General features: G+C 69.3%; 19 protein-coding genes. 13 read left to right on the forward strand and 6 right to left on the reverse strand.

Annotation, left to right across the window (positions count from 1 at the left end; translation table 11 throughout):
- Positions 1-39 precede the first annotated feature (39 nt).
- The 4 genes from RN607_RS07010 (at position 40) to RN607_RS07025 (ending at position 5,381) form a co-directional block, all read left to right on the forward strand.
- Entirely contained in the window at positions 40-1,308 is a 1,269-nt protein-coding gene (locus RN607_RS07010; protein WP_313545304.1) for an acetyl-CoA C-acetyltransferase, read from the forward strand.
- Positions 1,308-2,654 carry a 3-oxoacyl-ACP reductase gene (locus RN607_RS07015; protein WP_313545306.1) on the forward strand — a complete coding sequence of 449 codons (1,347 nt, stop codon included), beginning with the start codon at positions 1,308-1,310 and terminating at the stop codon, positions 2,652-2,654. The genes RN607_RS07010 and RN607_RS07015 overlap by 1 nt, the downstream gene beginning before the upstream one ends.
- Positions 2,654-3,505: a MaoC/PaaZ C-terminal domain-containing protein gene (locus RN607_RS07020; RefSeq protein WP_313545308.1), complete on the forward strand. Its 852-nt coding sequence runs from the start codon at positions 2,654-2,656 to the stop codon at positions 3,503-3,505. The genes RN607_RS07015 and RN607_RS07020 overlap by 1 nt, the downstream gene beginning before the upstream one ends.
- A gap of 148 nt (positions 3,506-3,653) precedes the next feature.
- Positions 3,654-5,381 (forward strand): AMP-binding protein, encoded by a 1,728-nt coding sequence (locus tag RN607_RS07025; RefSeq protein ID WP_313545310.1) that lies wholly within the window; start codon positions 3,654-3,656, stop codon positions 5,379-5,381.
- Positions 5,382-5,441: 60 nt separating this feature from the next.
- Here RN607_RS07025 and RN607_RS07030 read toward each other — a convergent pair whose 3' ends face one another.
- From RN607_RS07030 to RN607_RS07045, 4 genes are all read right to left on the reverse strand, one after another.
- Positions 5,442-7,094 (reverse strand): FAD-binding protein, encoded by a 1,653-nt coding sequence (locus tag RN607_RS07030; RefSeq protein ID WP_313545312.1) that lies wholly within the window; start codon positions 7,092-7,094, stop codon positions 5,442-5,444.
- Positions 7,095-7,143: 49 nt separating this feature from the next.
- A complete protein-coding gene (gene nrdG / locus RN607_RS07035; RefSeq protein ID WP_313545314.1) occupies positions 7,144-7,767 on the reverse strand; it encodes an anaerobic ribonucleoside-triphosphate reductase activating protein in 624 nt (207 codons plus the stop codon).
- Positions 7,768-7,778: 11 nt separating this feature from the next.
- Positions 7,779-10,037, reverse strand: coding sequence for an anaerobic ribonucleoside-triphosphate reductase (nrdD, locus tag RN607_RS07040; protein WP_313545316.1), 2,259 nt, complete (start codon positions 10,035-10,037; stop codon positions 7,779-7,781).
- A gap of 298 nt (positions 10,038-10,335) precedes the next feature.
- The gene (locus tag RN607_RS07045; RefSeq protein WP_313545318.1) at positions 10,336-11,394 is read right to left on the reverse strand and encodes a tRNA-dihydrouridine synthase; all 1,059 of its coding nucleotides are present in this window, start codon (positions 11,392-11,394) and stop codon (positions 10,336-10,338) included.
- Between the two features lie 154 nt (positions 11,395-11,548).
- On the opposite strand from RN607_RS07045, the gene ppdK reads away from it, so the two are divergent.
- The 3 genes from ppdK to RN607_RS07060 all read left to right on the forward strand — a co-directional run bounded on the left by ppdK (position 11,549) and on the right by RN607_RS07060 (position 16,975).
- Positions 11,549-14,269: a pyruvate, phosphate dikinase gene (ppdK, locus tag RN607_RS07050; protein WP_313545321.1), complete on the forward strand. Its 2,721-nt coding sequence runs from the start codon at positions 11,549-11,551 to the stop codon at positions 14,267-14,269.
- Between the two features lie 174 nt (positions 14,270-14,443).
- Positions 14,444-15,100, forward strand: a complete 657-nt coding sequence (locus tag RN607_RS07055) for a Pr6Pr family membrane protein (RefSeq protein WP_313545323.1) — start codon at positions 14,444-14,446, stop codon at positions 15,098-15,100.
- Between the two features lie 45 nt (positions 15,101-15,145).
- Positions 15,146-16,975 (forward strand): DEAD/DEAH box helicase, encoded by a 1,830-nt coding sequence (locus RN607_RS07060; protein WP_313545325.1) that lies wholly within the window; start codon positions 15,146-15,148, stop codon positions 16,973-16,975.
- A 146-nt stretch (positions 16,976-17,121) separates the two neighbouring features.
- Here the strand turns inward: RN607_RS07060 and RN607_RS07065 are convergent, their stop codons facing one another.
- Positions 17,122-17,724, reverse strand: coding sequence for an RBBP9/YdeN family alpha/beta hydrolase (locus RN607_RS07065; protein WP_313501464.1), 603 nt, complete (start codon positions 17,722-17,724; stop codon positions 17,122-17,124).
- A gap of 273 nt (positions 17,725-17,997) precedes the next feature.
- Here RN607_RS07065 and RN607_RS07070 point away from each other — a divergent pair, with 273 nt between their 5' ends.
- The gene (locus tag RN607_RS07070) at positions 17,998-18,960 is read left to right on the forward strand and encodes a phosphodiester glycosidase family protein (RefSeq protein WP_313545327.1); all 963 of its coding nucleotides are present in this window, start codon (positions 17,998-18,000) and stop codon (positions 18,958-18,960) included.
- Position 18,961: 1 nt separating this feature from the next.
- Complete coding sequence (locus RN607_RS07075) at positions 18,962-20,026, forward strand: GtrA family protein (RefSeq protein ID WP_313501470.1); 1,065 nt, start codon at positions 18,962-18,964, stop codon at positions 20,024-20,026.
- 12 nt (positions 20,027-20,038) lie between these two features.
- Here RN607_RS07075 and RN607_RS07080 read toward each other — a convergent pair whose 3' ends face one another.
- Positions 20,039-20,752: a DUF4396 domain-containing protein gene (locus tag RN607_RS07080; protein WP_313545328.1), complete on the reverse strand. Its 714-nt coding sequence runs from the start codon at positions 20,750-20,752 to the stop codon at positions 20,039-20,041.
- Positions 20,753-20,991: 239 nt separating this feature from the next.
- Here RN607_RS07080 and RN607_RS07085 point away from each other — a divergent pair, with 239 nt between their 5' ends.
- From RN607_RS07085 to RN607_RS07100, 4 genes are read left to right on the forward strand one after another with little or no spacing between them, the layout of a single operon-like run.
- Positions 20,992-21,603 carry a 2-oxoacid:acceptor oxidoreductase family protein gene (locus RN607_RS07085; protein ID WP_313545329.1) on the forward strand — a complete coding sequence of 204 codons (612 nt, stop codon included), beginning with the start codon at positions 20,992-20,994 and terminating at the stop codon, positions 21,601-21,603.
- A gap of 1 nt (position 21,604) precedes the next feature.
- Complete coding sequence (locus RN607_RS07090; protein ID WP_313545330.1) at positions 21,605-22,834, forward strand: transketolase C-terminal domain-containing protein; 1,230 nt, start codon at positions 21,605-21,607, stop codon at positions 22,832-22,834.
- Positions 22,831-23,826, forward strand: a complete 996-nt coding sequence (locus RN607_RS07095; protein ID WP_313501481.1) for a thiamine pyrophosphate-dependent enzyme — start codon at positions 22,831-22,833, stop codon at positions 23,824-23,826. Before RN607_RS07090 ends, RN607_RS07095 begins: the two co-directional genes overlap by 4 nt.
- Positions 23,823-25,466 (forward strand): NAD(P)-binding protein, encoded by a 1,644-nt coding sequence (locus RN607_RS07100; protein ID WP_313545331.1) that lies wholly within the window; start codon positions 23,823-23,825, stop codon positions 25,464-25,466. The genes RN607_RS07095 and RN607_RS07100 overlap by 4 nt, the downstream gene beginning before the upstream one ends.
- The last annotated feature ends 45 nt before the right edge of the window (positions 25,467-25,511 follow it).

A 25,511-nucleotide genomic window follows, 5' to 3' on the forward strand; every position in this document is an offset into this window, starting at 1 on the left:
CGTCGGTATCGGAGACGTCCCCTACCCCACGGAGGCACCATGAACCACGACGTCGTGGTCGTCGGAGGGAACCGCACGCCGTTCGCCAAGTCCGGCGGCCCCCTGCGCGAGGCAACGAACCATGACCTGCTCACCGCGGCCCTCGAGGGCCTCGTCGCACGGTTCGGCCTGGCAGGCACACGCGCCGGCGAGGTCGCCGGAGGTGCCGTGCTCAAGCATCCGCGCGACTTCAACCTCACCCGAGAGGCAGTCCTCAGCTCGTCGCTCGCGCCCCAGACACCGGCCTGCGACCTCCAGCAGGCATGCGCGACAGGGCTCGAGACCACCATGTACATCGCGAACAAGATCGCGCTCGGACAGATCAGCCACGGCATCGCCGCCGGTGCCGACACCGCGTCGGACGCGCCGATCTCGGTAAGCGATCCACTGCGCAGGATCCTCCTCGAGGCGAGCGCCGCACGCTCGACCAAGGCACGGCTCGCCGCGCTCGCACGGATCCGGCCCTCCCACCTCGCTCCGCAGGCGCCGCGGGTGGAGGAGCCCCGTACGGGACTGTCCATGGGCGAGCATCAGGCCATCACCACCGAGCGTTGGCAGGTGGGGCGCGAGGAGCAGGACGCGATCGCCCTCGCCTCGCACCGCAACCTGGCGGCAGCATGGGACCGAGGCTTCTTCGACGACCTCGTCACCCCGTTCCTGGGCCTCACACGCGACGCGATCTTGAGACCGGACACGACCCTCGAGGCGCTCGGCAGGCTCAGGCCCGTCTTCGGCGGCGAGAACGGCACCATGACTGCGGGCAACTCCACCGCACTGTCGGACGGCGCAGCCACCGTGCTGCTCGCCGACTCCGCCTGGGCCGACGCGCAGGGCCTGCCCTCGCTCGCGCGGGTCGTGGACGCCGAGGTGGCCGCGGTCGACCACCCTGGTGGCGCCGACCTGCTGCTCGCGCCCGTGGCGGCGGCGGGCCGACTCCTCGCGAGGCAGCGCATGGCGGCTGGCGACCTCGAGCTCGTCGAGATCCACGAGGCCTTCGCGGCCACCGTCGTGGCCACGCGCAAGGCCTGGCTGGATGACGCCTACTGCCGAGCCGTCGGCCTCGACGGCGCGCTCGGCGCCATCGACGACGAACGCCTCAACATCACCGGATCCTCGCTCGCAGTCGGTCACCCGTTCGCGGCCACAGGAGCTCGCCTGGTGCCCACCCTCGCGAAGCTCCTCCACGCCCGGGGCACGGGAGCGCGCGGCATGATCTCCGTCTGCGCCGCAGGCGGCCAGGGCATCGTCGCGATCCTGGAGGCGGTCTGATGTCAGCGCTCGAAAAGGCATTCCACTCCCCTGTCGGGCGCAAGGTGGCGGCGAAGGCCGGTCTCGCCGAGCCTGCACGACTTCGCCGAGGACGTGCCTACCCCGCCGGCGCGATCGTGCTCGCCACCATCGGGGCGTCCACGCTCGGCTCCGACACGCTCGCACGGATCGGCCGGCCGTTCGACGCGCCGGTCGTCGACTCGGGCGAGGATCCCGCGCCCGGCTACGGGAACCCGATCGGCGCGCTCGTCATCGACGCGACAGCGGTCAACCGCATCGCACAGCTCGAGCAGCTGCGCGCAGTCCTACGCCCTGGCATGCGCGCGCTTGAAGCATCGGGGCGCGTGATCCTGCTGGCGAGGGAGGGGGCCGGCGACTGGGAGCAGCAGGCCGTCGCACGGGCACTGGATGGAATCGACAGGACTGTCGCGAAGGAGCTGCGCAAGGGCGCGACATCCAACCTTGTGCGGATGGCCCTCGACGCCGGCGCGGCGGACGTCGCCTCCACGATGGAGTTCCTGCTGCAGGGTCGGTCAGCCTTCGTCGACGGACAGGCGTGGAGCGTGAAGGCCTCGCCCGACGCGCCCGAGCTCACGTCACGCCCCCTCCACGGCCGCGTCGTGGTCGTGACCGGCGCCGCTCGCGGCATCGGCGCTGCGATCGCCCGCACCCTGGCGAGGGACGGCGCACGCGTCGTCGCCGTCGACGTCCCTGCCGCAGGCGAGCAGCTGGCGGCCGTCGCCAACGAGGTGGCGGGCACCGCACTGCAGCTCGACATCACCGCCCGCGACGCAGGTGCCCGCATCGCCGAGCATGTGGCGGCACGGGGCGACCGGATCCACGGCGTCGTCCACAACGCAGGCATCACCAGGGACAAGATGCTCGCCAACACCGACGCAGACCGCTGGGCAAGCGTGCTGGAGGTGAACCTGGCCGCCCAGATGCGCATGAACGAGGTCCTCCTCGATCCCGCCGTTCCCGGATCCGTCGCAGACGGCGGCCGCGTGGTCGGGATCGCGTCCACCTCGGGACTCGCCGGGAACAAGGGTCAGACGAACTATGCGGCATCGAAGGCCGGAGTGGCCGGGCTCATCATCGCGATGGCGCCGGACCTCGCCTCGCGTCGGATCACCGTGAACGCCGTGGCACCGGGGTTCATCGAGACCGACATGACCGCGCGCATCCCGTTCGTGCAGCGCGAGGTCTTCCGCCGCAGCAACAGCCTGAGCCAGGGCGGCAGTCCGGTCGACGTCGCCGAGACCATCTGCTACCTGCTCGATCCGGCCTCGCAGGGCATCACGGGCCAGGTGATCAGGGTGTGCGGCCAGAACCTTGTGGGTGCGTGATGACCGCTGCCGTGCACACATTGGAGGCGCCGCCCGCCATGGGCCCGGCGTTCCTGCGGGCGTTGATCCCCAGCAGGAGTCATGAGGCGCGACTGCCGCAGCACACGGACGTGGTCTCCGAGTGGCGGCCCGAGCTCGCCGCGCTCGCTGCGTACACGCGCGTATGCGGCTTCACGCTGCGCAGCACCGTGCCCGCCACGTGGCTGCACGTGCTGACCTTCCCGCTGCATGTGGACCTGCTCGGTTCCGGGGACAGCTCGGTCCGCCTGGTTGGCGCGGTGCACGTGAGCAACGAGATGACGCTGCATCGTCCGGTGCGCAGCACGGAGCGGCTCACGCTGTCCGTCAGGGCCGAGTCGCTGCGCGCCCATTCCAAGGGCGCGTTGGTCGACCTCGTCGCCCAGGTCCGCGCGAACGACGAGGTGGTGTGGGACGGCACGAGCACCTACCTCGCGCGGGGAGTGGTGGCCGCAGGCCCCGCCGTCGAGGTCCCCCGTCTGGCGTTCGAGCCTCACGATCCTCTGGCTCGCTGGCGACTCGGCGCCGACCTGGGACGGAGGTACCGGGCCGTGTCGCATGACCCCAATCCGATCCACACGAGCCGCGTGATGGCGCGTGCCTTCGGATTCCCCCGGCCCGTCATCCACGGCATGTGGACCCACGCCCGCGCGCTGGCGGCCTTGGAGGCGCGGCTGCCCGACGCGTACACGGTGCGTGTCGCCTTCACTCGGCCGCTGACGCTCCCCGGCACGGCAGGATTCTGGTCGCACGAGACCCACGAGGGATTCCGCGCCGCGGTCACGACGAGCGACGGCACCCGTCCGTACATGCTCATGGAGATCGACCGCTGACAGCACCCGATGCCGCCATCGCGGAGGGCGGGCGTGCCGGGTCGTGTGGCGCAACGGGAACCGGTAGCCTGTGCTGGCCCTCGCCCGAGCGACGCTCGGTCCCCGGCGGCGGCGCACCACCCGAGGACACCGTCGAGGAGGATGGTTGATGGACGACACGACGACGCCGCGCGTCGACAACCCGGTGGGTGACGAGGATCGCCCATGGTTCGCCTATTACGGCCCCAGCGTGCCTCGCCACATCGCTCCTCTGCATGAGCGGTCGCTCGGCGACATGGTGGCCGAGGCCGCACGTCGCCACCAGGACGCGATCGCCTTCTCGAACCTCGGCGGCGTCCTGACGTTCCGCGAGGTCGACACCCTTGCAACGCGTTTCGCTGCCTTCCTCCAGCACGATCTCGGGCTCCACAAGGGCGACCGGATCGTGCTCATGATGCCGAATGTGCTCCAGTACCCCGTGGCGTTCTTCGGAGCGCTACGTGCAGGCCTGATCATCGTCAACGCGAACCCCCTCTACACGACGCGCGAGATGGTCGGGGTCTTCAAGGACGCTCAGCCGCGCGCGATCCTGGTGCTCGCGAACTTCGCGCACAAGGTCGAGGAGGTGCTGCCGTCCACGTCGATCGAGCACGTGATCGTCACGCAGGTGGGAGACATGCTTCCGCAGCCCAGGCGCACGGTGGTGAACCTGGTCGCCTCCCGAGTCAGGAAGATGGTGCCCAGCTACCATCTCCCGACCGCAGTCGACTTCCGCGCGGCGCTGGCAGCTGGTCGCAAGGCCCGGTTCGACGATCCCCAGGTCACCCTGGACGACATCGCGCTGCTCCAGTACACGGGCGGCACGACGGGCGGCGCGAAGGCCGCGGTGCTGACTCATCGCAACATGCTCTCCAACCAGGAACAGTTCATGGCGCAGATCCGCGCCACGCTCGGCGAGGAGAGCCAGGCGACCATCATCGCCGCACTGCCCCTGTATCACGTATTCGCGCTCACAGTGAACTGCCTGGGCTTCTACCGTTTCGGATCGCACACTGTGCTGATCACCAACCCTCGGGACATCAAGGGCTTCGTGAAGGAGCTGGCGAAGGCACGTCCTGACGGGATCATGCTGGTGAGCACGCTTGCAGGCGCCCTGCTGGACGAGCCGTCCTTCAAGGACATCGATCTGGACCGCATGCGCCTCACGGTCGCGGGTGGGATGGCGGTCCGCACCACGGTCGCCGAGCGATGGCGCGAGGTCGTCGGCACGGACATCGTCGAGGGCTACGGTCTCACCGAGGCCTCGCCCGTGGTCTCTGTGAACCCCACGCACATGCCGCCGCGCGTGGGCACCATCGGCGTGCCCCTGCCCTCCACCGACCTCCGGGTGGTCGATGACGCCGGGATGCCGGTGCCGCAGGGCACGGCGGGCGAGCTGGCCGTGCGCGGACCGCAGGTGATGCGGGGCTACTGGCAGAACGAGGAGGAGACCCGTCGCGTGCTCACCGCGGACGGTTGGCTGCTCACAGGCGACGTGGCGATCATGGATCCTGACGGGTTCTTCCAGATCGTGGACCGCAAGAAGGAGATCATCGTCGCCTCCGGTTTCAACGTCTACCCCGGCGAGATCGAGGACGCGGCCATGATGCACCCCCTGGTCGCGGAGGCGGGCGCGATCCCGATCCCCGACGAGCGCGCAGGTGAGGTGCCGAAGCTGTTCGTCGTGCGACGCGACGACTCGCTTACCGAGGAAGCGCTCAAGGCGTTCCTCAAGGAGCGGCTCACGGGCTACAAGCGACCGCGCGTCATCGAGTTCATCGACGAGATGCCCAAGACGAACGTCGGCAAGGTGCTGCGCCGTGCCCTGCGTGAACGCGAGGCCGGCTCGCACCCCTGACGGGCGACGCGAACGTCTGCGAGGTGGCCGCTGCCCGGGAGGGAGCGGCCACCTCCGCGTTCAGGGGCGGCTCGCAGCGTGCTTGCCTGCAAGGTAGCCGAACACGAGAGCCGGTCCGAGCGTCGAGCCGGCGCCGGGGTACGTCCTGCCCATGACGGACGCCGAGCAGTTCCCGGCCGCATAGAGACCGTCGATGACCTTGCCGTTCGTGTCCAGGGCGCGTGCGTGCTCATCCGTGAGGATCCCGCCCTTGGTGCCCAGGTCGCCCAACACGATCTTGACGGCCACGAACGGGCCGTGCGCGATCTCTCCCAGATTCGGGTTGGGCTTGTGGGTGGGGTCGCCGTAGTAGTTGTCGTAGGCGTCATGGCCACGTCCAAAGTCCTCGTCCACGCCTTTGCGTGCGAATCCGTTGAACCGTTGCACGGTGGCCTTGAAGGTTCGCTTGTCCACCTCCATGAGCTCTGCGAGCTCCTCGAGCGTGTCCGCCTTCACCGCCACGCCTTCCTTGAAGTAGGTCTTGGCACCCATGAGGAATGCATTGTTCAGATAGCGGCGGCGATGCCGCACGTCGAGGACCATCCAGCTGAAGTTGGTCCGGCTGAGCCCCCGCTCCTGCATGGCGTGACCGAAGTCCACGTAACTTGTGGACTCGTTGACGTAGCGGCTTCCCTCCTGATCGACCACCATGCTGAACGGCATCGACCGCTCGGAGACGATGAAGATCGGACCCGAGCTGCTGGTCGGCGCGACCGAAGGCCCCCACCAGGCGTCATCCATGAGCGCGACTTCCGCGCCGTGGCGCATCGCGATGTCGATCGCAGTGCCGACGTTGGCAGGGTTGCCGGAGGACGCCTCGACATCCAGACCCTGGTACTTCGCGCGCCAGTCGGAGTTGTGGTCGAATCCTCCTGCGCCGAGATGCACACCCTTGCGGGTGCGGACCAGTCGCTCGCCGTCCGGTCCGGCGATGACGGCACCCACGACGGCTCCGTCCTCGACCACCAGGTCGGTGAGCGGAGTGGAGAGCCGGATCTCGACTCCCTGGTCGTGTCGCGCGATCCACATGAGCCTGGCTGCGAGCGACATTCCGAGACCGGACAGCCTCTTGCCCGTGACCAGCCCTCCTAGGTTCCTGAAGACCATCCTGGCGCCACCCAGCATGCCGCTGAACGTGGACCACGCCCGGGCGATCAGGTAGGTGTCACCCGCGTAAAGTGCGATCGGCGGTAGCTCGTTGCGTGCGTGATCCCACCAGTCCCCCAACTTCCTCGTGTTGAAGGGGGCGGGCTCCACCGTGCGTCCGCCCGCGATACCGCCAGGCAGATCGGGGTAGTAATCAGGGTAGGCCTTCGCGGGCTTCCAGACCATGCCGTGACCCTTGAGCCAGGAGTAGACGAGCGGCGCCGTCACGACGAAAGCCTCCCGACGCGCCTTGGACGATGCAGGTCCGACCACCTCGGGCGTGCCCACACACGCATCCAGATACGTGAGCACTTTCTGGGGAGAGTCCTCGATGCCCATCTCGTGCATCGCGGGGTGTGTCGGCAGCCAGCAGCCGCCTCCGCTCATGGCGGTAGAACCACCCCATTTGTCTGATCCCTCGACGACCACTACCTCAAGACCCTCGTCTGCTGCTGCGATCGCCGCAGACATGGCTGCAGCCCCGGTGCCGACCACCAGCAGGTCGATCTCCTCATCCCAACGCGTCATCAAAGTACTCCCTCGAGGATTGACCGGACATCAGTGTCCGGTTGCGATCCTAGCCTTGGGAATACCGCTGGCGCACCTTCGCGCACGACGCGATATCCATGCGTCCCATCGGATCGGCCACGCCCTCATAGGGAATCGGCCGACCCGCGCGCACCGACGCCGCCGCAGCGAGCACCCGCTGGTTGCGGCTGCCGCGATGCGCGAGCGAGAGGTCGCGAAGCCCGTGCTCGTACCGCCCATCCACCAGGACGTCGATCTGGTCGAGCAGGTCCCTCTTATCCTGCGAGTCGCGCACCAGCTCGTCGAACGTGTACCCCGTCCAGCACCAGACGTCCTTCGCGTCGCCGAACCGCTCCCGCATCGCCGTCACCAGGCGCAGAGCGACCTGGGTGTTGAGGAACGGCTCACCCCCGAGCAGCGACAGGCCCTGCACCGACTCGTGCGCGAGGTCCTCGAGGATCGTCGTCTGGAGCGCGTCGTCGTACGGCCTGCCGCTTCGGAAACTCCACGCGTCCTCGTTGAAGCAGCCGACGCACTTGAACAGGCATCCGCTGACGTACAGGCTGCACCGCACGCCCTCGCCGTCCACGAATGAGAACGGCTTGTAGTCGGCGACGTAGCCGTGGCTGACCTTCTCCGCCACCCACAGGCGAGGGATCGGCTCGAGAGCCACGGCACGCCGCCCTACGGTCGCGAGGTCGGCGCGGCGCCGTCCTCGGCCATGGCGGTCAGGGGGACGCGCACATCGGCGTCCATGTGCTTGACCCTGGAGGAGATCTCCACGTGCCGCCCGTGCACCATCGGACGCTGCTGAGGGTTGCCGAGGTAGCCGCAGGTGCGCTTCACCACGTCGCAGGTGCGCGGATCCTCGTTGCCGCACGAGGGGCAGGCGAAGCCCTCCGCCGTGGGATCGAAGTCTCCCGCGAAGCCGCACTCGTAGCACCGGTCGATCGGCGTGTTCGTGCCGAGGTAGCCCACGCGGTCGTACGCGTAGTCCCAGACCGCCTCGAGCGCCTTGGGGTTCTGGCGCAGCACCGGGTACTCGCAGTAGTGGATGAACCCGCCACCCGTGAACGGCGCGTAGTCCTTCTCGAAGTCGAGCTTCTCGAAGGGCGTGGGGTTCTTGCGGACGTCGTAGTGGAAGCTGTTCGTGTAGTAGTCCTTGTCGGTGATGTCCGGCACCGATCCGAAACGCTCCTTGTCGAGCCTGCAGAACCGGTCGGTGAGGCTCTCCGACGGCGTCGAGTACACGCTCACCCAGTAGCCGGTCTCGGCAGCCCACGTCTTCGCGTGGTCCTTGAGGGTCTGCATCACCGAGAGGGTGAGCTCCTTGGCCTCGGAGTTCGACTCCCATGCCGGGCCGTAGAAGGCGGTGGCGACCTCGTACAGACCGATGTAGCCCAGCGACACCGTGGCCCGACCGTTGCGGAACAGGGTGTCGACGTCGTCGCCGGGCGCGAGGCGCTTGCCGAATGCGCCGTGCACGTAAAGGATCGGCGCGTTGCCCGGCACGGCCTCCTTGCAGCGCTCCACTCGGAACAGGATCGCGTCATGCATGGTCTGCAGCCGCTCCTCGAGCAGCGCCCAGAACGTGCCCAGGTCGCCGTCGGACTCCAGGGCGATGCGTGGCAGGTTGAGCGTGACCACGCCCAGGTTCATCCTCCCCTCGACCACGTCGTTGCCCGCCTCGTCCTGCCAGCCTTGGAGGAACGACCGGCAACCCATCGGAGCCTTGAACGACCCGGTGATCTCCACGACCTTGTCATAGCTCAGGATGTCCGGGTACATGCGCTCGGTGGCGCACTGGACGGCCAGCTGCTTGATGTCGTAGTTGGGGTCGCCCTCCGCGAGGTTGAGCCCACGCTTGAGCGTGAAGAGCAGCTTGGGGAAGATCGCGGTGCGCCCTTCCTTGCCCAGGCCGCGCCGGCGGATCTCCAGGATCGCGGTCTGGATCTCCCGCTCGTACCAGTCGGTGCCAAGCCCGAAGCCGATCGAGGTGAACGGAGTCTGACCGTTCGACGTGAAGAGCGTGTTGATCTCGTACTCGAGCGACTGCATCGCGTCGTAGATGTCCTTGCGAGTGCGAGCATCCGCGTACGCCTGGTGCTGCGCCTCATCGGCGATCCACTCGCGCGCCTCGGCCAGGTGCTTGTCACGGTTGAGCTCCGCGTACGGCGCGAGCAGCTCGTCGATCCGGTTGACGGTGCAGCCGCCGTACTGGCTGGACGAGACGTTCGCGATGATCTGAGAGATCTGCGCCGTGGCCGTCTGGATCGACCGAGGCGGCTCCACCTGCGCGTTCCCGATCCGGAAGCCCTGGGACAGCATCGTCTTGAAGTCGATGAGGCAGCAGTTGGTCATCGGCGCGTAGGGGTGGTAATCGAGGTCGTGGTAGTGGATGTCACCCTTCTGGTGGGCGTTCGCCACGTGGGGTGGGAGCATCCGGAGGCCGATGGACTTGCCGACCATGCCAGCAGTCAGGTCGCGCTGCGTGTTGAAGACCTCGGCGTCCTTGTTGGCGTTCTCGTTGACGACGGTCCGGTCCTTGTCGAGCAGCCGGTTGATCGAGTGGTTGAGATCGGTGGCCTGAGAGCGTTCGAAGTCTCGCTGCACGCGGTAGTCGATGTACGCCCGTGCCACGTCGTACAGGCGGGCCTCGAGCAGCACGTGCTCGACGACGCTCTGGATCTCGTAGATCTTGACGCTCTCGTGGAACCGGGCGGCGATCTCCGCATCGATCCTGCCGACGAGCTCGTTGACGGTGCGCTCGTCGAGCGGCGACAGGGGCCCGTTGACCTCCTTGTACGCCTTGATCAGCGCCGCGCGGATGCGGGAGTCGTCGAACCGCAGGGTACGGCCGTCGCGCTTGACGATGTTCAGTGTGGGCCTCGAACCGGCCTGTGCGGCCGCCTGTGCCTCGGTGTCGCTCTCCACGATGCTCATGCGCGTTCCCTCCTCGTGCGGCGAGCCCATCCCGGGGTCCTCCACCGGGCTTTGGCCGCTCCGACCACAACATCTAGTGCTGCATCGGTGGATTCACGCTAGATGTCGTAGTGACGAGCGGCTAGGCCCAAGGTCCCAAATCGTTGCCACCGAGGGTCCTCATCCGCCCGCTCGTCGGCATCGCCTGCACAAGATCGCGTTCTTGCCACGGAAGTTTTCTGAGCGCGTCCCGGCGTGTCGCCGGACGCCGCTGCAGCGCCGCCGGGATGCCGTGGCGATGGCTCTCGCGGTCACGGTGTCACGCAGCGGACGCCGCGCGCACGGCCCGGCCCAGGCCGGGATCCATCATCGCGCCCGTGGCGGCCATCACCGCGTCGGCGCCGGCGGCCCGGTACGCGAGATGGTCGGCGACCGAGAGGACCCCTCCCACGCCCACGAGCAGGACGCGCGAGGATCGTCGCGCCCGGAGCGCGGCGAGGCGGCTGATCATCTCGAGCCCGGCCCACCGGATGGCGGCGCCGCACACACCCGCGACCTGCCGGCCCGCGCCGGGCAGCGCCTGCCTGCCCGCCGGATCCACGAGCCTCGCGGGCAGGGTGTTGATGGCGGCGTAGCCGTCCACCACGGTGTCGGTCGCCACGACGAGTCGTTCCAGCGCGGCCTGGTCGGCGAAGTACGCGAGCTTCAGCACGAGCGGCACGTCCGGCACCTGCTCCTTCACGGCGCGCGCGATGCGTCCCACCAGGTCGGGATCGAAGCACAGCAACCGGCCCGTGCCCTCGTTCGGACAGCTCAGGTTCATCTCCATCGCGGGCACCCCTGTCTGCGCCACGAGTCGCGCGGCCAGCACGTGGTCCGCGACGTACGCGTCCACCGATCCATCGCCGGAGCCGACGGTGCCCTGGAACGAGCCCACGAGCATCTGGCCTGGCGCGGCTGCGGCGACCGCACGGGCCATGTCCGGCTGCCATACGTCCGGCTCGCTCGACGGCACGCCGAACGAGTTGGAGATGCTGCGGGCCGAGCGCCACTCCTGATCGGCGAGCAGGGGCATCGGGGTATGCGGGGCGAGGTCGCCCTCGACGTGCACGGCCAGCGTGTTGGGGAACGCGTGGGCGGCATGGGCGCGCGTGCGCACCGTCTTGTAGACGTTGACGTCGAAGCCCGCGCCGAAGGCGGCCTCACAGGCCGCCGCCCCGACCAGAGGTCCGGCGGGGACCCCGAACGGCGCGGCCACCGGGACGCCCCAGAGCGAACATGAGGGCGCAGGCACCTGCGTCGACGCCACGGGAACAGCGAAGGGCCCGTGGGCGAGGTTGTCCTCGTAGGTGCGCATGGGGTCGTAGAAGGCGTGCATCGAAAGGCACCGTACCCCGGCGCCGGGACCACGACCTGGGACCCTGGGACCCCTGGTAGGCCCTTGGTCCCCCTCCTCTTGGCGCTGCGGGGTAACACTGGGAGAGCCTGCAACGACGCGGGCCTCACGAAGGACCAGCACAAAGGGGTGCCCCATGGTGAAGTACGTCTTCGACTTCAGCGAAGGCAACAAGGATCTCAAGGACCTTCTCGGCGGCAAGGGCGCCAACCTTGCGGAGATGACCAATCTCGGACTCCCGGTACCGCCGGGCTTCACGATCACGACCGAGGCGTGCCGTACCTACATGACCACGAGCGCGCTCCCGCCCGAGCTTCGCGTCCAGGTCACGCTCGCGGTGCGGAAGCTCGAGGACGACCTGGGACGCCTGCTCGGCGACGCGCACGACCCGCTGCTCGTGTCGGTGCGCTCGGGCGCGAAGTTCTCCATGCCCGGCATGATGGAGACCGTCCTCAACGTCGGGCTCAACGACTCGTCGGTCCACGGACTCGCGACGTTCGCGAACAACGAGCGCTTCGCGTGGGACTCCTACCGTCGTCTCATCCAGATGTTCGGCAAGACCGTCCTCGACATCGACGGCGAGCTCTTCAGCGATGCGCTGGACGCGAAGAAGTCGCAGCTGGGAGTCACGGGCGACACCGAGCTGACGGCGGACGCGCTCCGCGAGCTCGTGGACGACTACAAGGAGATCGTGCGCCGTGAGTCGGGCCGAGACTTCCCCCAACACCCGCGCGAGCAGCTCGACATGGCCATCGAGGCGGTGTTCAACTCGTGGAACACCGACCGCGCACGTCTCTACCGGCGGCGCGAGCGCATCTCCGATGACCTCGGCACCGCCGTCAACGTGGTGGCCATGGTGTTCGGAAACCTGGGCGACGACTCGGGGACGGGCGTGTGCTTCACCCGCGACCCCGCGACGGGCATGACAGGCGACTACGGCGACTACCTTCAGAATGCGCAGGGCGAGGACGTCGTGGCGGGCATCCGCAACACGCTGTCGCTGGCGGACTTCGAGAAGATCGACCCCTCCGCGTACGCCGACCTGCGGGCCGCCATGCGCCGGCTGGAGGGCCACTACCGCGACCTGTGCGACATCGAGTTCACAGTCGAGCGCGGCAAGCTGTGGATGCTCCAGACCCGGGTCGGCAAGCGCACCGCGGCCGCCGCGTTCAGGATCGCCAAGCAGCTGGTCGACGAGCACATCATCACGCTCGACGAGGCGCTCGAGCGCGTCACGGGTGAGCAGCTCAGCAAGCTGATGTTCCCCCAGTTCGACTCGTCGGCGGCGCGTGTGCTGCTCGCGACGGGCATGGCCGCCTCCCCCGGTGCCGCCGTGGGTGCCGCCGTGTTCTCGTCCGCGACCGCGCAGGAATGGGCCGCGCAGGGCAAGGACGTGATCCTGGTGCGTCGCGAGACGAACCCGGACGACCTGGGAGGGATGATCGCCTCGGTCGGCGTGCTCACGTCGCGAGGCGGCAAGACCTCGCACGCGGCCGTGGTCGCACGCGGCATGGGCACCACCTGCGTGGTCGGCGCCGAGGCGCTCCAGGTGGACGTCAACGCCAGGAGGTTCGTCGTAGGCGACACCGTCGTCGTGGAAGGCGACGTGATCGCCATCGACGGCACGTCCGGCGAGATCTTCCTGGGCGAGGTGCCCGTCGTCTCCTCCCCGGTCGTCCGCTACCTGGAGGACGGGCTCGACGCCACCATCGCGGGGCTCGGTGATGACGAGGCGACGATCGAGCTCGTGGAGGCCGTCGACGCGATCCTCGGTCACGCGGACACGGCGCGACGGCTCGGCGTCTACGCGAACGCCGACACGCCCGCCGACGCGCACAGGGCACGGTCGCTCGGTGGCGAGGGAATCGGCCTGTGCCGTACCGAGCACATGTTCCTGGGAGACCGCCGGGTGCTCATCGAGCGGCTGATCCTCGCCAAGGACGACGCGACCCAGGAGGAGGCGCTCGCAGCGCTGCTGCCGTTGCAGAGGGAGGACTTCATCGGCCTGCTCACGGAGATGGACGGCCTCCCCGTGACCATCAGGCTGATCGACCCGCCGCTGCACGAGTTCTTGCCGGACTTCACCGAGCTGTCCGTCAAGGTCGCGCTGGCGAAGGAGCGAGGCGAGACGGGACCCGAGGTGGACCGGGACGTCGAGCTGCTCGCAGCGGTCGACAGGCACCGTGAGGCGAACCCCATGCTGGGGCTGCGAGGCGTCCGCCTGGGCATCGTGATCCCCGGGCTCTTCGCCCTGCAGATGCGTGCGATCGCGCAGGCGCAGGCAGCGCGGATCAAGGCAGGCGGCGATCCCCACGCGGAGATCATGATCCCGCTCGCCGCGTCCGTGATGGAGCTGCACCTGGTCAAGGACGAGGCGACGCGGATCCTCGTGGACGTCTCCGCCGAGGAGGGCGTCGACCTGGAGATCCCCGTCGGAGCCATGATCGAGCTGCCGAGGGCTGCGCTCACCGCCGACCGGATGGCCGACGTGGCCGAGTTCTTCTCCTTCGGCACGAACGACCTGACGCAGACCACGTGGGGCTTCTCCAGGGACGACGTCGAGGGCGCCTTCTTCCACGAGTACACGGAGCATGGCGTGTTCTCGGTCTCTCCGTTCGAGTCGATCGACGTTCAGGGCGTGGGTCGGCTGGTGCGGATCGCGGCCCAGGAGGGACGCGCCTCGCGCCCCGATCTGCGCCTGGGGGTCTGCGGCGAGCACGGTGGCGACCCTCAGTCGATCCACTTCTTCAACGAGGTGGGCCTTGATTACGTGTCGTGCTCTCCGTTCAGGATCCCCATCGCCCGGCTTGAGGCGGGGCGCGCGGCCGTGGTGACGGGCGGCGGCGACACCCGCTGACATCCGCCGACGGCCGTACGAGGTGCCGGTCCCGTGAGACCCGCGGGATGGTGGCACGAGGGCCTCGGCGCCGGTTCCGACAGGACCTTGGCGCCGGGGCCCTTCGTGTGCGAACTGTCACGACACGGATTCATTTGCATCACTTTTCGATTACGGCACGGTAAAGTACTCTCCATGCGAAGGTCAAAGATGACCGCGATGTCGCGCTTGCTCGGAGCGACCCTGATCAGCGTTGCGCTGGGCATGCAGGCATGGGCGGACCTCACGTACGGCACGTTCACCTGGGCGCAGCTGCCGGGCTACTTCACCCCGCTCGCGAACATCGCCGGCATCCTCGCGCTGATCGCCGCCGCCTTCGTCGGCTCCCGGGAGCCCGCATGGGTGGCTGCCCTCCGGGTGAACGCGGCCACCTACCTGCTCGTGGTGGGCGCCGTCTACTGGCTGCTGCTCGCCCCGTACACCACGCCCATGTTCCCCTGGGCCAACGCGGTCCTCCACGGCGGCGCCGCGGTGATCCTGTCGCTCGACTGGCTGCTCGTGGGCGAGCGCCGTCGTCCCCGCTGGCGGGACCTCTGGACGGTGCTCACGCTCCCCGCGCTCTGGGTCGGGTACCTCCTTGCCCGAGCCCTGGTCGACGGATGGGTTCCGTACCCGTTCCTCGACCCGGCGCGGGGAGCGCTGGCGATCACGGAGACGCTGGGCGTGATCGTGCTCGTCGGCCTCGCGATCGCCGCCGCGCTGCGCCTGCTCGTCGCCTTCCGGCCGACTCCGGCGCTCACGGATCTGGCGTCCGGGAGGCCTCTCCCACGCGGTGCCGCCGGTGCGCCGTGAGCCCCACGTCCGACCGATACCCCCAGGACCGCGTACCGTTGAGCCATGCCTCATGACTCAGGATCGGCGCCCGACGCTGCTGTGACCACGACCTTCGCCGACCTGGGGCTCGACGGCGCCGTCCTGCAGGCGGTCCGCGACCTGGGGTACGAGACGCCGTCTCCCATCCAGGCACGCACGATCCCCACCCTGCTGTCCGGCCGGGACGTCGTGGGACTCGCGCAGACCGGCACCGGCAAGACGGCTGCGTTCGCACTGCCGATCCTTGCCCGTCTGGACCGTGACCAGAAGGCGCCCCAAGCCCTTGTGCTCGCACCCACCCGCGAGCTCGCCCTGCAGGTGTGCGAGGCCTTCGAGCGCTATGCCGCGCACAGCGCCGGCGTGCGGGTCCTCCCCGTCTACGGCGGCCAGGCGTACGGCGTCCAGCTGTCGGCGCTGCGCCGCGGCGTGCACGTCGTGGTCGGCACCCCCGGTCGCATCATGGACCACCTTGACCGCGGCACGCTCGACCTCTCCGAGCTGAAGTACGTGGTGCTCGACGAGGCCGACGAGATGCTGCGCATGGGATTCGCGGAGGACGTCGAGACAATCCTGGGCGCCACGCCCGAGGACAAGCAGGTCGCGCTGTTCTCCGCCACCATGCCCGCGCAGATCCGACGCCTTTCGCAGCGTTATCTGCGCGATCCGGAGGAGGTGACGGTCAAGGGCAAGACGAGCACGTCGTCCACCATCACCCAGCGCTACCTGGTGGTGTCCTACCAGCAGAAGCTCGACGCGCTGAGCCGGATCCTCGAGGTGGAGAACTTCGAGGCCGTGATCGTCTTCACGCGGACCAAGAACGAGACCGAGCAGGTCGCCGAGCGCCTGAGGGCCCGTGGCTTCGGCGCCGCCGCCATCAACGGCGACGTGGTGCAGCAGCAGCGTGAGCGGCTGGTGCAGCAGCTCAAGGACGGCACGCTCGACGTGCTGGTCGCCACCGACGTCGCGGCGCGCGGCCTTGACGTCGAGCGCATCACCCACGTGGTCAACTACGACATCCCGGTCGACACGGAGTCGTACGTCCACCGCGTGGGTCGCACCGGCCGTGCAGGTCGATCCGGCGATGCCATCAGCTTCATCACGCCGCGCGAGCGTCGCCTCCTGGGCGCGATCGAGAAGGCCACCCGCCAACCGCTCACCCAGATGCAGCTGCCCACCGTCGACGACATCAACGCGACCCGCCTGAGCCGCTTCGACGACTCGATCACCGCGGCGCTCGCCGAGACGGATCGGATCTCGCGATTCCGCGACATCATCAACCACTACGTGGAGCACAACGACGTCCCTGAGGCCGATGTCGCGGCAGCCCTCGCGGTCGTCGCGCAGGGCGAGACGCCTCTGCTGCTCGACGAGGCCGACGAGATGCAGGCGGCCACGTTCCGCGAGGACAAGCGCAAGCCGAGGGAGGACGGCCCTGCGGCCCCGGGCCGTCGCACCAGCAACGGCCGCGTCACCTACCGGATCGAGGTGGGCCGCCGGCACATGGTGGAGCCGCGGCAGATCGTGGGCGCGATCGCGAACGAGGGCGGCCTGGGCCGGGACGACTTCGGGGCCATCAAGGTGAACTCGACGTTCTCCCTGGTCGAGCTCCCGGAGAACCTTCCCAAGGCGGTGCTGGACAAGCTGTCGCGCACGCGCATCTCAGGCCAGCTGATCGAGCTCAAGGTGGACAAGGGCACTCGCGCTCAGTCCGGGCGGGCAGGCAAGGACCGTCGTGACTCAGGCGATCGCTACGACTCGAAGCCGCGCAAGGGTGGCCCCCGTGACCGGTTCGACGGCAAGGACCGTTTCGATGGCAAGGGACCGCGCAAGCCGCGTCAGGGCCCGCGTCACTGACCTGCGACTCTCAACGCGGTGCCGCGGGTCCAGCGTCCAGTGCCGGTGCTCATGACGGTCGGCGCTACCGTCCTCGTTCTGTCGCTGCTCGCTCGTCGCACACACGACACTCCCCCCTCGGACAGCAAGCGGGGACCTGTACGTCGCTACGCATGAAGCGAGAACGCGCCCCCGCCGAGCGCAGGAGCAGCCGACGATCCGAGCACCCACTCCAAGGGCCACGCCCACGGGCCGTGCCCGTCGGCCGGGTTGAGGTGACCAGAACCCGGGAGCTCGTGCACGTCCACGCCCCACCCCCGCGTCAGCTGCTCCAGAGACTGGGTGCGGTGAGGGTCGACCTCGCGGCCGACCACGGTGACCGCGCCCGCGCCTGCACGGGCTCCAGCACCCATCACATCGTCGTCGCAACGGAACGACGCGACTGAGTGGACCAGCTCACGCGGCGTGGGCGGGGCCACGAGCAGCGCCCTCGAGACCTTCAGCCTGTCAGGCAGCTCCGCCGCCAGCAGGCTCCACAGCACGGTGCCGAGCGAATGCGCCACCACCACGCGATCGCCGTCGCCGAGCATCTCGAGCTCCTGCAGCGCCACGTCGCGCCACGCCTCGAACGACGGCGCGCCGCATTGAGGAAGCAGCGGAAGCTGCACAGGGATGCGGCGCTCGCGAAGCTGCTCTGCCAGCGGCCATAGCCAATGGGAGGGATTCCTGGGAGACATTCCGTGCAGCAGCAGCACGCGCGTGTCGGTCATCGCGGTGGATCCTTTCGTGGGGGACGGTCGATGCGACCTCCCCGAGACCCCGACGACGCTGGCGGGCGCGGCGGACGCACCCGCCTGCCACCGTATACCTGGCGAGAGCCGTCCCGGACCGTCACCCTTGCGGGCCGACCAGGCCCTCCGCAGGCAGCCCGAGCGCGAGCGCCATGCGCGCAAGGCTCGCGCGCCTGGCCCCGCGCGCGCTCTGCAGGTCCTCCCGACCCTTCCTGAGTGATTTCTTAGCGACGCTGCCTAGGTTCGGTGAGCATGACGCAAGACTCCACACCTGAGGCGCCGAGGCGCCGCCACCCCGTCCGACGCGCCATCATCGCCGGCTCCGCTGCCCTGACGCTCACGCTCGGGGGTACCACCGCGTGGGCGCTCAACCGCTACGTGATCGACCACGTCGAGATCGCCAGCGCCTCGTCGTATGAGGCGTCGGTCCTGGCTGCGCAGGACTCCACGGACACGACGACGTCCACCACCGAGTCCACCGACTCCTCGAGCTCGGAGTCGCCCCAGGTCACGATCTCCACGTACACGTACGGCAGCGGGTCGGACGCAGCCACGTACTACGTGGCCGACGTGACGTTCAGCGACATCACCCAGCTGCGCTCCGCTTTCGCGAACGACGAGTTCGGCACCAACATCACGGAGGACACGTCGGACATCGCCTCCGACGTCGGCGCGCTGTTCGCGATCAACGGCGACTACTACGGGTTCCGCGACACAGGCATCGAGATCCGCAACGGCGTCATCTACCGCGACGAAGGGGCGCGTGAGGGCGCGGTGATCTACGAGGACGGCACGATGGACGTGTACGACGAGAGCACCACCTCCGCTCAGGAGCTGCTAGACGACGGCGCCTGGCTCACCCTGTCCTTCGGGCCTGCGCTCGTGGACGACGGCGAGATCGTGTCGGGTCTGGACACGGCCGAGGTGGACACCAACATCGGCAACCATTCGATACAGGGCAACCAGCCCCGCACCGCGATCGGCATGATCTCCGCCAACCACTACGTGTTCGTCGTGGTCGACGGACGGTCGAGCACGAGCGCAGGTGTGACGCTCGACGAGCTCGCCGAGATCATGCAGTCGTTGGGCGCGACCGAGGCCTACAACCTGGACGGCGGCGGCTCATCGACCATGGTCTACGACGGCGATGTGCTGAACTACCCCGGCGGTTCCGGGAACGAGCGCGGCGTCTCCGACATCCTGTGGTTCGGCTGACATGTGGGTCCTCATCCCCGCCTACGAGCCCGACGAGCGGCTCGTCGAGCTCGTCCGCGCGCTCGCCCCTGTCGCACCTGTGGTCGTCGTCGACGACGGCTCCGGACCGTCGTACGGTGAGGTCTTCACCGTGGTGGAGGCGCTCGGCGCCACGCTGCTGACCCACCCGGCGAACAAGGGCAAGGCGGCCGCGCTCCGCACGGGGATGTCGTGGCTTCATGACAGCCACCCCTCCCAGGACGTGGTGTGCGCCGACGCCGACGGACAGCACCGGCCCGACGACATCTTGCGTGTCGCCGCAGAGCTGGCGCGTCAGCGCCACGACGACCGGCCCGCGGGGATCGTCCTCGGGGCGCGCGCGTTCGACGGTCCGGTGCCGCTGCGGTCCCGGCTCGGCAATCGCGCCACGAGTGCCCTGGTCGCCGCCGCCACCGGCGCGGAGCTGACCGACACCCAGACGGGGCTCAGGGCGTATCCCGCGGCGCTGATCCCCTGGGCGATCAGCGTGCGCGGCGAACGGTTCTCCTACGAACTGCGGCTGCTGCTCGCCGCTGGACGTGCGGGCATCCCGCTCGAGGAGGTGCCGATCTCCACCGTCTACCTCGACGGCAACAGCTCGTCGCACTTCCGCCCGGTGCGGGACTCGGCGCTCGTGCTGTGGCCCCTGGCGGCGTTCGCGGCATCGTCCCTGCTCGCCTTCGCGTTCGACACGGCCGTGCTGCTGCTCGCGTCCGCGTCCGGCTTGAGCCTGGGCCTGTCCCTGCTGCTCGCGCGGACGTCGAGCGGGCTGGTGAACTTCACCATCAACAGGCGCACGGTGTTCAGGGCCGAGGGACCCGCGCTTCCCCAGCTGCTGCGCTACCTGGCCGTGGCCGTCGTGGTGCTCGCTGCAGGGTACGGATCGCTGCGCCTGCTGACATGGGTGGGCCTGCCGCTGATAGTCGCGAAGGTGATCACCGACGGTTGCCTCTGGGTGGGCTCGTACGGGGCTCAACGCCTGCTCGTGTTCCGTCCGCACCACGCTCGTGACCGGCACCGCGCGCACCGCTCCGCAGCCCACGCGTGAACCTCGACGTGGCTACATCGCCTCCTTCACGCCCCTGCGGATCAGCATCGCGTTGACGGGGAACGCAGTGGCGAAGCCTGCGATCATGGCCACCTGCATGACAGCCCAGAACACAGGGGTCAGCACGGACACGGGCCCGCCGAGCCACGCCGGCAGGAGCCACAGCTGCACGACGCCCATCACGGTGTACATCCCGACCTGCCACGAGAGGATCGAGAAGGTGTCGGCCTTCACCGCATCACGGAGCGATGCACGGCGGCTCTGTCGGCGCATCGGAGCGATCGCTGCGTACTGCAATGCGATGCCGATGAGGAAGGCGAGCACCAGATCCCACGTCCAGGCCGCGATGATGTGCTGCTGGTAGAGGGCCCCGTAGCCCACCACCACCGCGAGCCAGGGGAAGGCCGCGAGCGCGAGCTCGGCGCCCACGTCGCCCATGGCGCAACCTGCGCCGCAGTGAGAGGCCGACGTCGCGGTGCTGGCCCATCGCGGCCTGCGATACGTGTCCGGGAGGTTCGCGCGACCGTGGCGGACGTAGAACCACAGCCAGGCCACGGACCCGAACAGCATGGTCACCGGCCAGACGACTGTCATCACACGCATCGCGGGAGGATGCCGTGCCACATGGATGAGGGCGACCATCGCGCACGCAGCTCCGATCGCCAGGCTGGCCCACGACATGACCATGAGCCACGCGGGGATGTCGGAGAGGTGCAGCTCGTGCATGGATCCTTCCTGGTCGCGAACGGGTACTGAGGGGCAACCGACTGCGGCGCGCGGAGTATTCCCCGGAGCTGGGGCAAGGCCGCGGGAATGTGCAGGGCGTCGATGTGGGGCGAGGTAGGACCTCGGTCCCGGGCTTCACACCCCCCCGGGCATACCTTGGAGACGTGGGCGTCACCGGCGACGTTCCCCCGCGGGCCACGCGCCCGCGCCGCCGTCGGCGCGTCCCCGAGGACGGACGCATGAGGCAGGTCAGGATCCACGGTCGCGGCGGCCAAGGCGTGGTCACCGCCGCCGAGATGCTCGCGAGGGCGGGCTTCCTCGCGGGCCACGAGGCGCAGGCCATCCCCTCCTTCGGCTCGGAGCGCACGGGAGCGCCCGTCGTCGCCTACTGCAGGTTCGCGGACGTCCCCCTGCGCACCCGTGAGCCCGTGCTCGCACCCGACGTGGTCCTGGTGCAGGACCCGACGCTGCTCGCTCCGGTGCAACCCTTCTCCGGGTTGGCGCACGACGGGCTCATGATCGTCAACACGACGGCCGACGCCCCGACGGTGCGCGCCGAGGCCGGTGCCGCCCAGACCCACGCGACCGTCATCACCGTGCCGGCCACCACGATCACGATGTCGCACCTGGGCAGGCCCAAGCCCGCGGCCGCGATGCTGGCCGCATACGCCGCCGCGTCGGACGACATCACGTTGGACGCCGTGCAGCGCGTCTTCCGTCAGCGGTTCCCGGGCGCAGTCGGCGAGGCGAACGCCGCAGCGGCCGCAGACGCATACGGATACGTGCGGGCCGAACTGGCAGGCACCGCGGGAGGCGGCGGACTCACCGCCGCAGGAACGAGGGAGGCCTGACATGCGCGAGGTCCTCGAAGGCTCTCAGGCCGTGGCACGCACCGTCGCACGCTGCCGGCCCGGCGTCGTCTGCGCCTACCCGATCTCCCCTCAGACCCACATCGTCGAGGCGCTGTCCGTCATGGCCCGCACCGGCGAGCTCACCGACTGCGAGTACGTCAACGTCGAGTCGGAGTTCTCAGCGATGTCGGTGTCCATCGGAGCATCCGCCGCAGGCTCCCGCGCATACACCGCGACCGCCTCCCAGGGACTGCTCTACATGTCCGAGGCCGTGTTCAACGCCGCAGGGATGGGGCTGCCGATCGTCATGACGGTCGCGAACAGGGCGATCGGCGCGCCGATCAACATCTGGAACGACCACTCGGACACGATGGCGCTCAGGGACGCGGGCTGGCTCCAGCTCTTCGCCGCCGACAACCAGGAGGCCGCCGACCTGCACGTGATCGCCTTCGGCGTGGCGGAGGAGCTCGAGATCCCCGCCATGGTCTGCATGGACGGGTTCACGCTCACCCACGCGACCGACGTGCTCGAGCTCGCGACGCAGGAGCAGGTGGACAGGTTCCTGCCGGCGTACCTGCCCAAGCAGGTGCTCGACATCGACCGCCCCACCACCATCGGCACCATGGCCGGACCCGAATCGTTCACCGAGACCAAGTACCTCCAGCACCTGCGGTTCCTGGACGCCACCGAGGTGATCCAGCGCTGGTCGGACCGCTTCTTCCAGGCATTCGGACGCGAGGCCGGCGGCCTCGTCGCCCGCTACGACCCCGTCACCCTCGACCGCGACCGCACCGCGGCCGGTGCCACGATCGACGACGTCACGGTCGTCGCGATGGGATCCGTGCTCGGCACCCTCCAGGCCGCGCTCCCGGAGTTGCGCGCCCAAGGAGTGTCGGTCCGTCTCCTCGGCATCTCATCCTTCCGACCGTTCCCCGGTCAAGCGCTCCGCGACGCGCTCGCCGACTGTCGGCACGTCGTCGTCATCGACAGGGCCTTGGAGCTCGGATCGGGTGGAGTGCTGACCGGCTGCGTCGGACGCGCTCTCGCCGGGACCCGCTCCCAGATCCACTCGGTCGTCGCAGGGCTCGGCGGGCGACCGATCCTCGAGGAGAGCCTGCGCGACGTGGTGCGCAGGGCGGTGGCCGGCGAGCTGGGTCGACTCGAGTTCATGGACCTCAAGCAGGGCGGCATCCCCGCACCTGCCGTCGGCGCGACGGAGGTGGCGCGATGACCACCGTGCACATCCCCTTCCTCCAGACCGGCACGCTCGCCGTCGGAGGACGCCTCCTCGGGGACGACGACCGGTCCGTCCAGTCGCACGCCGACCGCCCGTCGTCCCTCACGAAGGGTCACCGCGCGTGCCAGGGATGCGCGGAGGCGCTCGCGGCGCGCTGGGTGATGGACACCGCCGTCGAGGCGGCCGACGGCAAGCTGATCGTCGCGAACGCGACCGGCTGCCTCGAGGTCTTCTCCACGCTGTACCCGGAGAGCGCGTGGAAGCCGCCGTGGATCCACTCGGTGTTCGCCAACGCCGCCGCGGTGGCCACGGGGATCGCAGCCTCGCTCCACGCTCAAGGCCGCGACGACATCCGCGTGCTCGCCCAGGGCGGTGACGGCGGCACCGTCGACATCGGCCTCGCGGCAGTGTCGGGCATGTTCGAGCGCAACGATGACGTGCTGTACGTCTGCTACGACAACCAGGGGTACATGAACACCGGGGTCCAGCGGTCGTCCGCCACCCCCGCCTCGGCACGCACCGCCACCACGCCAGCCGTCGGACGCCAGCCGGGCGCGCCCCAGGGTCAGGGCAAGTCCATGCCCAAGATCGCGATGGCCCACGAGATCCCCTACGTCGCCACCGCCACCGTCGCGGATCTGCGCGACCTTGAGGCCAAGGTCCGCACGGCGATGTCCATGCACGGTGCCCGCTATCTGCACGTGCTGGTGCCGTGCCCGGTCGGGTGGGGCGCGTCGTCCGCCGAGTCGATCCGGCTGTCGCGCGCGGCGGTCCAGTCGGGCATCTTCCCGGTGCTCGAGGCCCGCGCGGGCGAGCTCACCGACATCCAGCGCATCAGGCAGCGCATGGACGTCGAGGAGTACCTGAGGCCGCAGGCCCGCTTCGCGCACCTCTTCAAGCCCGGGGGCGAGGACGCGCTCGAGCGGTGGCGCGCGATGGCCGCCGCGAACATCCGCCGCTACGACCTGCTGGGAGAGCGATCATGACCGGCCACGATGCACCTCCGACCCATGGGCTGTCCACCGGGCCGGCCACGTCGCTCGCCTACCACACCGGCACGTGGCGCACCGAGCGCCCCGTCTACGTGGACCTCGCTCCCCCGTGCTCGCTCGCGTGCCCCTCGAACGAGGACATCCGTGGCTGGCTCGGCTCGACGCAGGAGGGCCAGGCCGGCTTCAAGGCCGCGTGGGAGCGCATCGTCGCCGCGAACCCCTTCCCCGCCATCATGGGCCGCATCTGCTATCACCCCTGCCAGTCGTCATGCAACCGTGGACAGCTGGACGAGGAGGTGGGCATCAACGCCGTCGAACGGTTCCTCGGCGACACCGCGATCGACAACGGCTGGGCCCTGCCGGAGCCTGCACGTGCCACCGGGCGACGCGTCCTGGTCGTCGGATCCGGACCCGCCGGCCTGTCGGCGGCCTACCAGCTGCGGCAGCGCGGGCACCAGGTCGTGGTCCGGGAGGCCGCGGCCGAGCCGGGCGGCATGATGCGCTACGGGATCCCCGCATACCGCCTCCCGCGAGACGTCCTCGCCGCAGAGATCCACCGCATCGAGGCCACCGGGGTGTCCCTCGAATGCGCGACCCGCGTGGACGACCTCGACGCGGCGCAGTCCGAGTTCGACGCCGTCGTGCTCACGATGGGCGCAGGTGTCGCCCACCACGTGGACATCCCCGCGGGCGCTGCCGCGAAGATCGTCGACGCCATCGACGTGCTCCGTGACGTCGCCGCGGGCAAGCCCCCGCTCGTGGGGCGTCGAGTGGCGGTGTACGGCGGGGGCAACACCGCGATGGACGCCGCACGCACCGCACGCCGGCTCGGCGCTCAGGACGCGGTGGTCGTGTACCGCCGCACCAAGGAGCAGATGCCCGCGCACCCGACGGAGCTGGCGGACGCGATCGGCGAAGGGGTGAGGGTGCAGTGGCTGTCCACCATCTCGGAGGTCGAGGGCCGCACCCTCCGCATCGAGCGCATGGAGCTGGACGACGAAGGCCGCCCGCACGGCACCGGACAGTACGAGGAGCTCGACGCCGACACCGTGATGCTCGCCGTGGGCCAGGACGCCGACCTCACCCTGCTCGAGTTGGTCGACGACATCACCGTCGCCGATGGCGTCGTCCAGGTGGACCCGGGCACGCTGATGACAGGTCGGGCGGGCGTGTTCGCCGCGGGCGACGTCTCGCCCGGCTCGCGCACCGCGACCTTCGCCATCGGCAGGGGCGCCCGCGCCGCCCGCGCGGTGGATGCCTACCTCGCGGGCCTGCCGGCACCTGTCGAGCCTCCGACGCGGGAGGCGACCTTCGATCGCCTCTCCACCTGGTACTACTCCGACGCGCCCAAGCAGCATCGCAGCGAGCTGGAGGCGGCACGGCGGGTCACGGGCTTCGAGGAGGTCCTGTCCGGTCTTGACGCCGAGCATGCCGTCTTCGAGGCACGACGATGCATGTCGTGCGGATCGTGCTTCGAATGCGACAACTGCTTCGGCATGTGCCCCGACGATGCGATCAAGAAGCTCGGACCGGGGCTGGGCTTCGCGATCGACTACGACTACTGCAAGGGATGCGGGATTTGCGCGGCCGAGTGTCCGGCGGGCGCGATCGACATGATCCCCGAGGTGCGCTGAACCCGGCCGCGCATGCCGCCGAGGCCCGGACTACGTTGGCTGAGG

This window comes from Demequina capsici (assembly GCF_032102965.1).
Taxonomy (GTDB): domain Bacteria; phylum Actinomycetota; class Actinomycetes; order Actinomycetales; family Demequinaceae; genus Demequina; species Demequina capsici.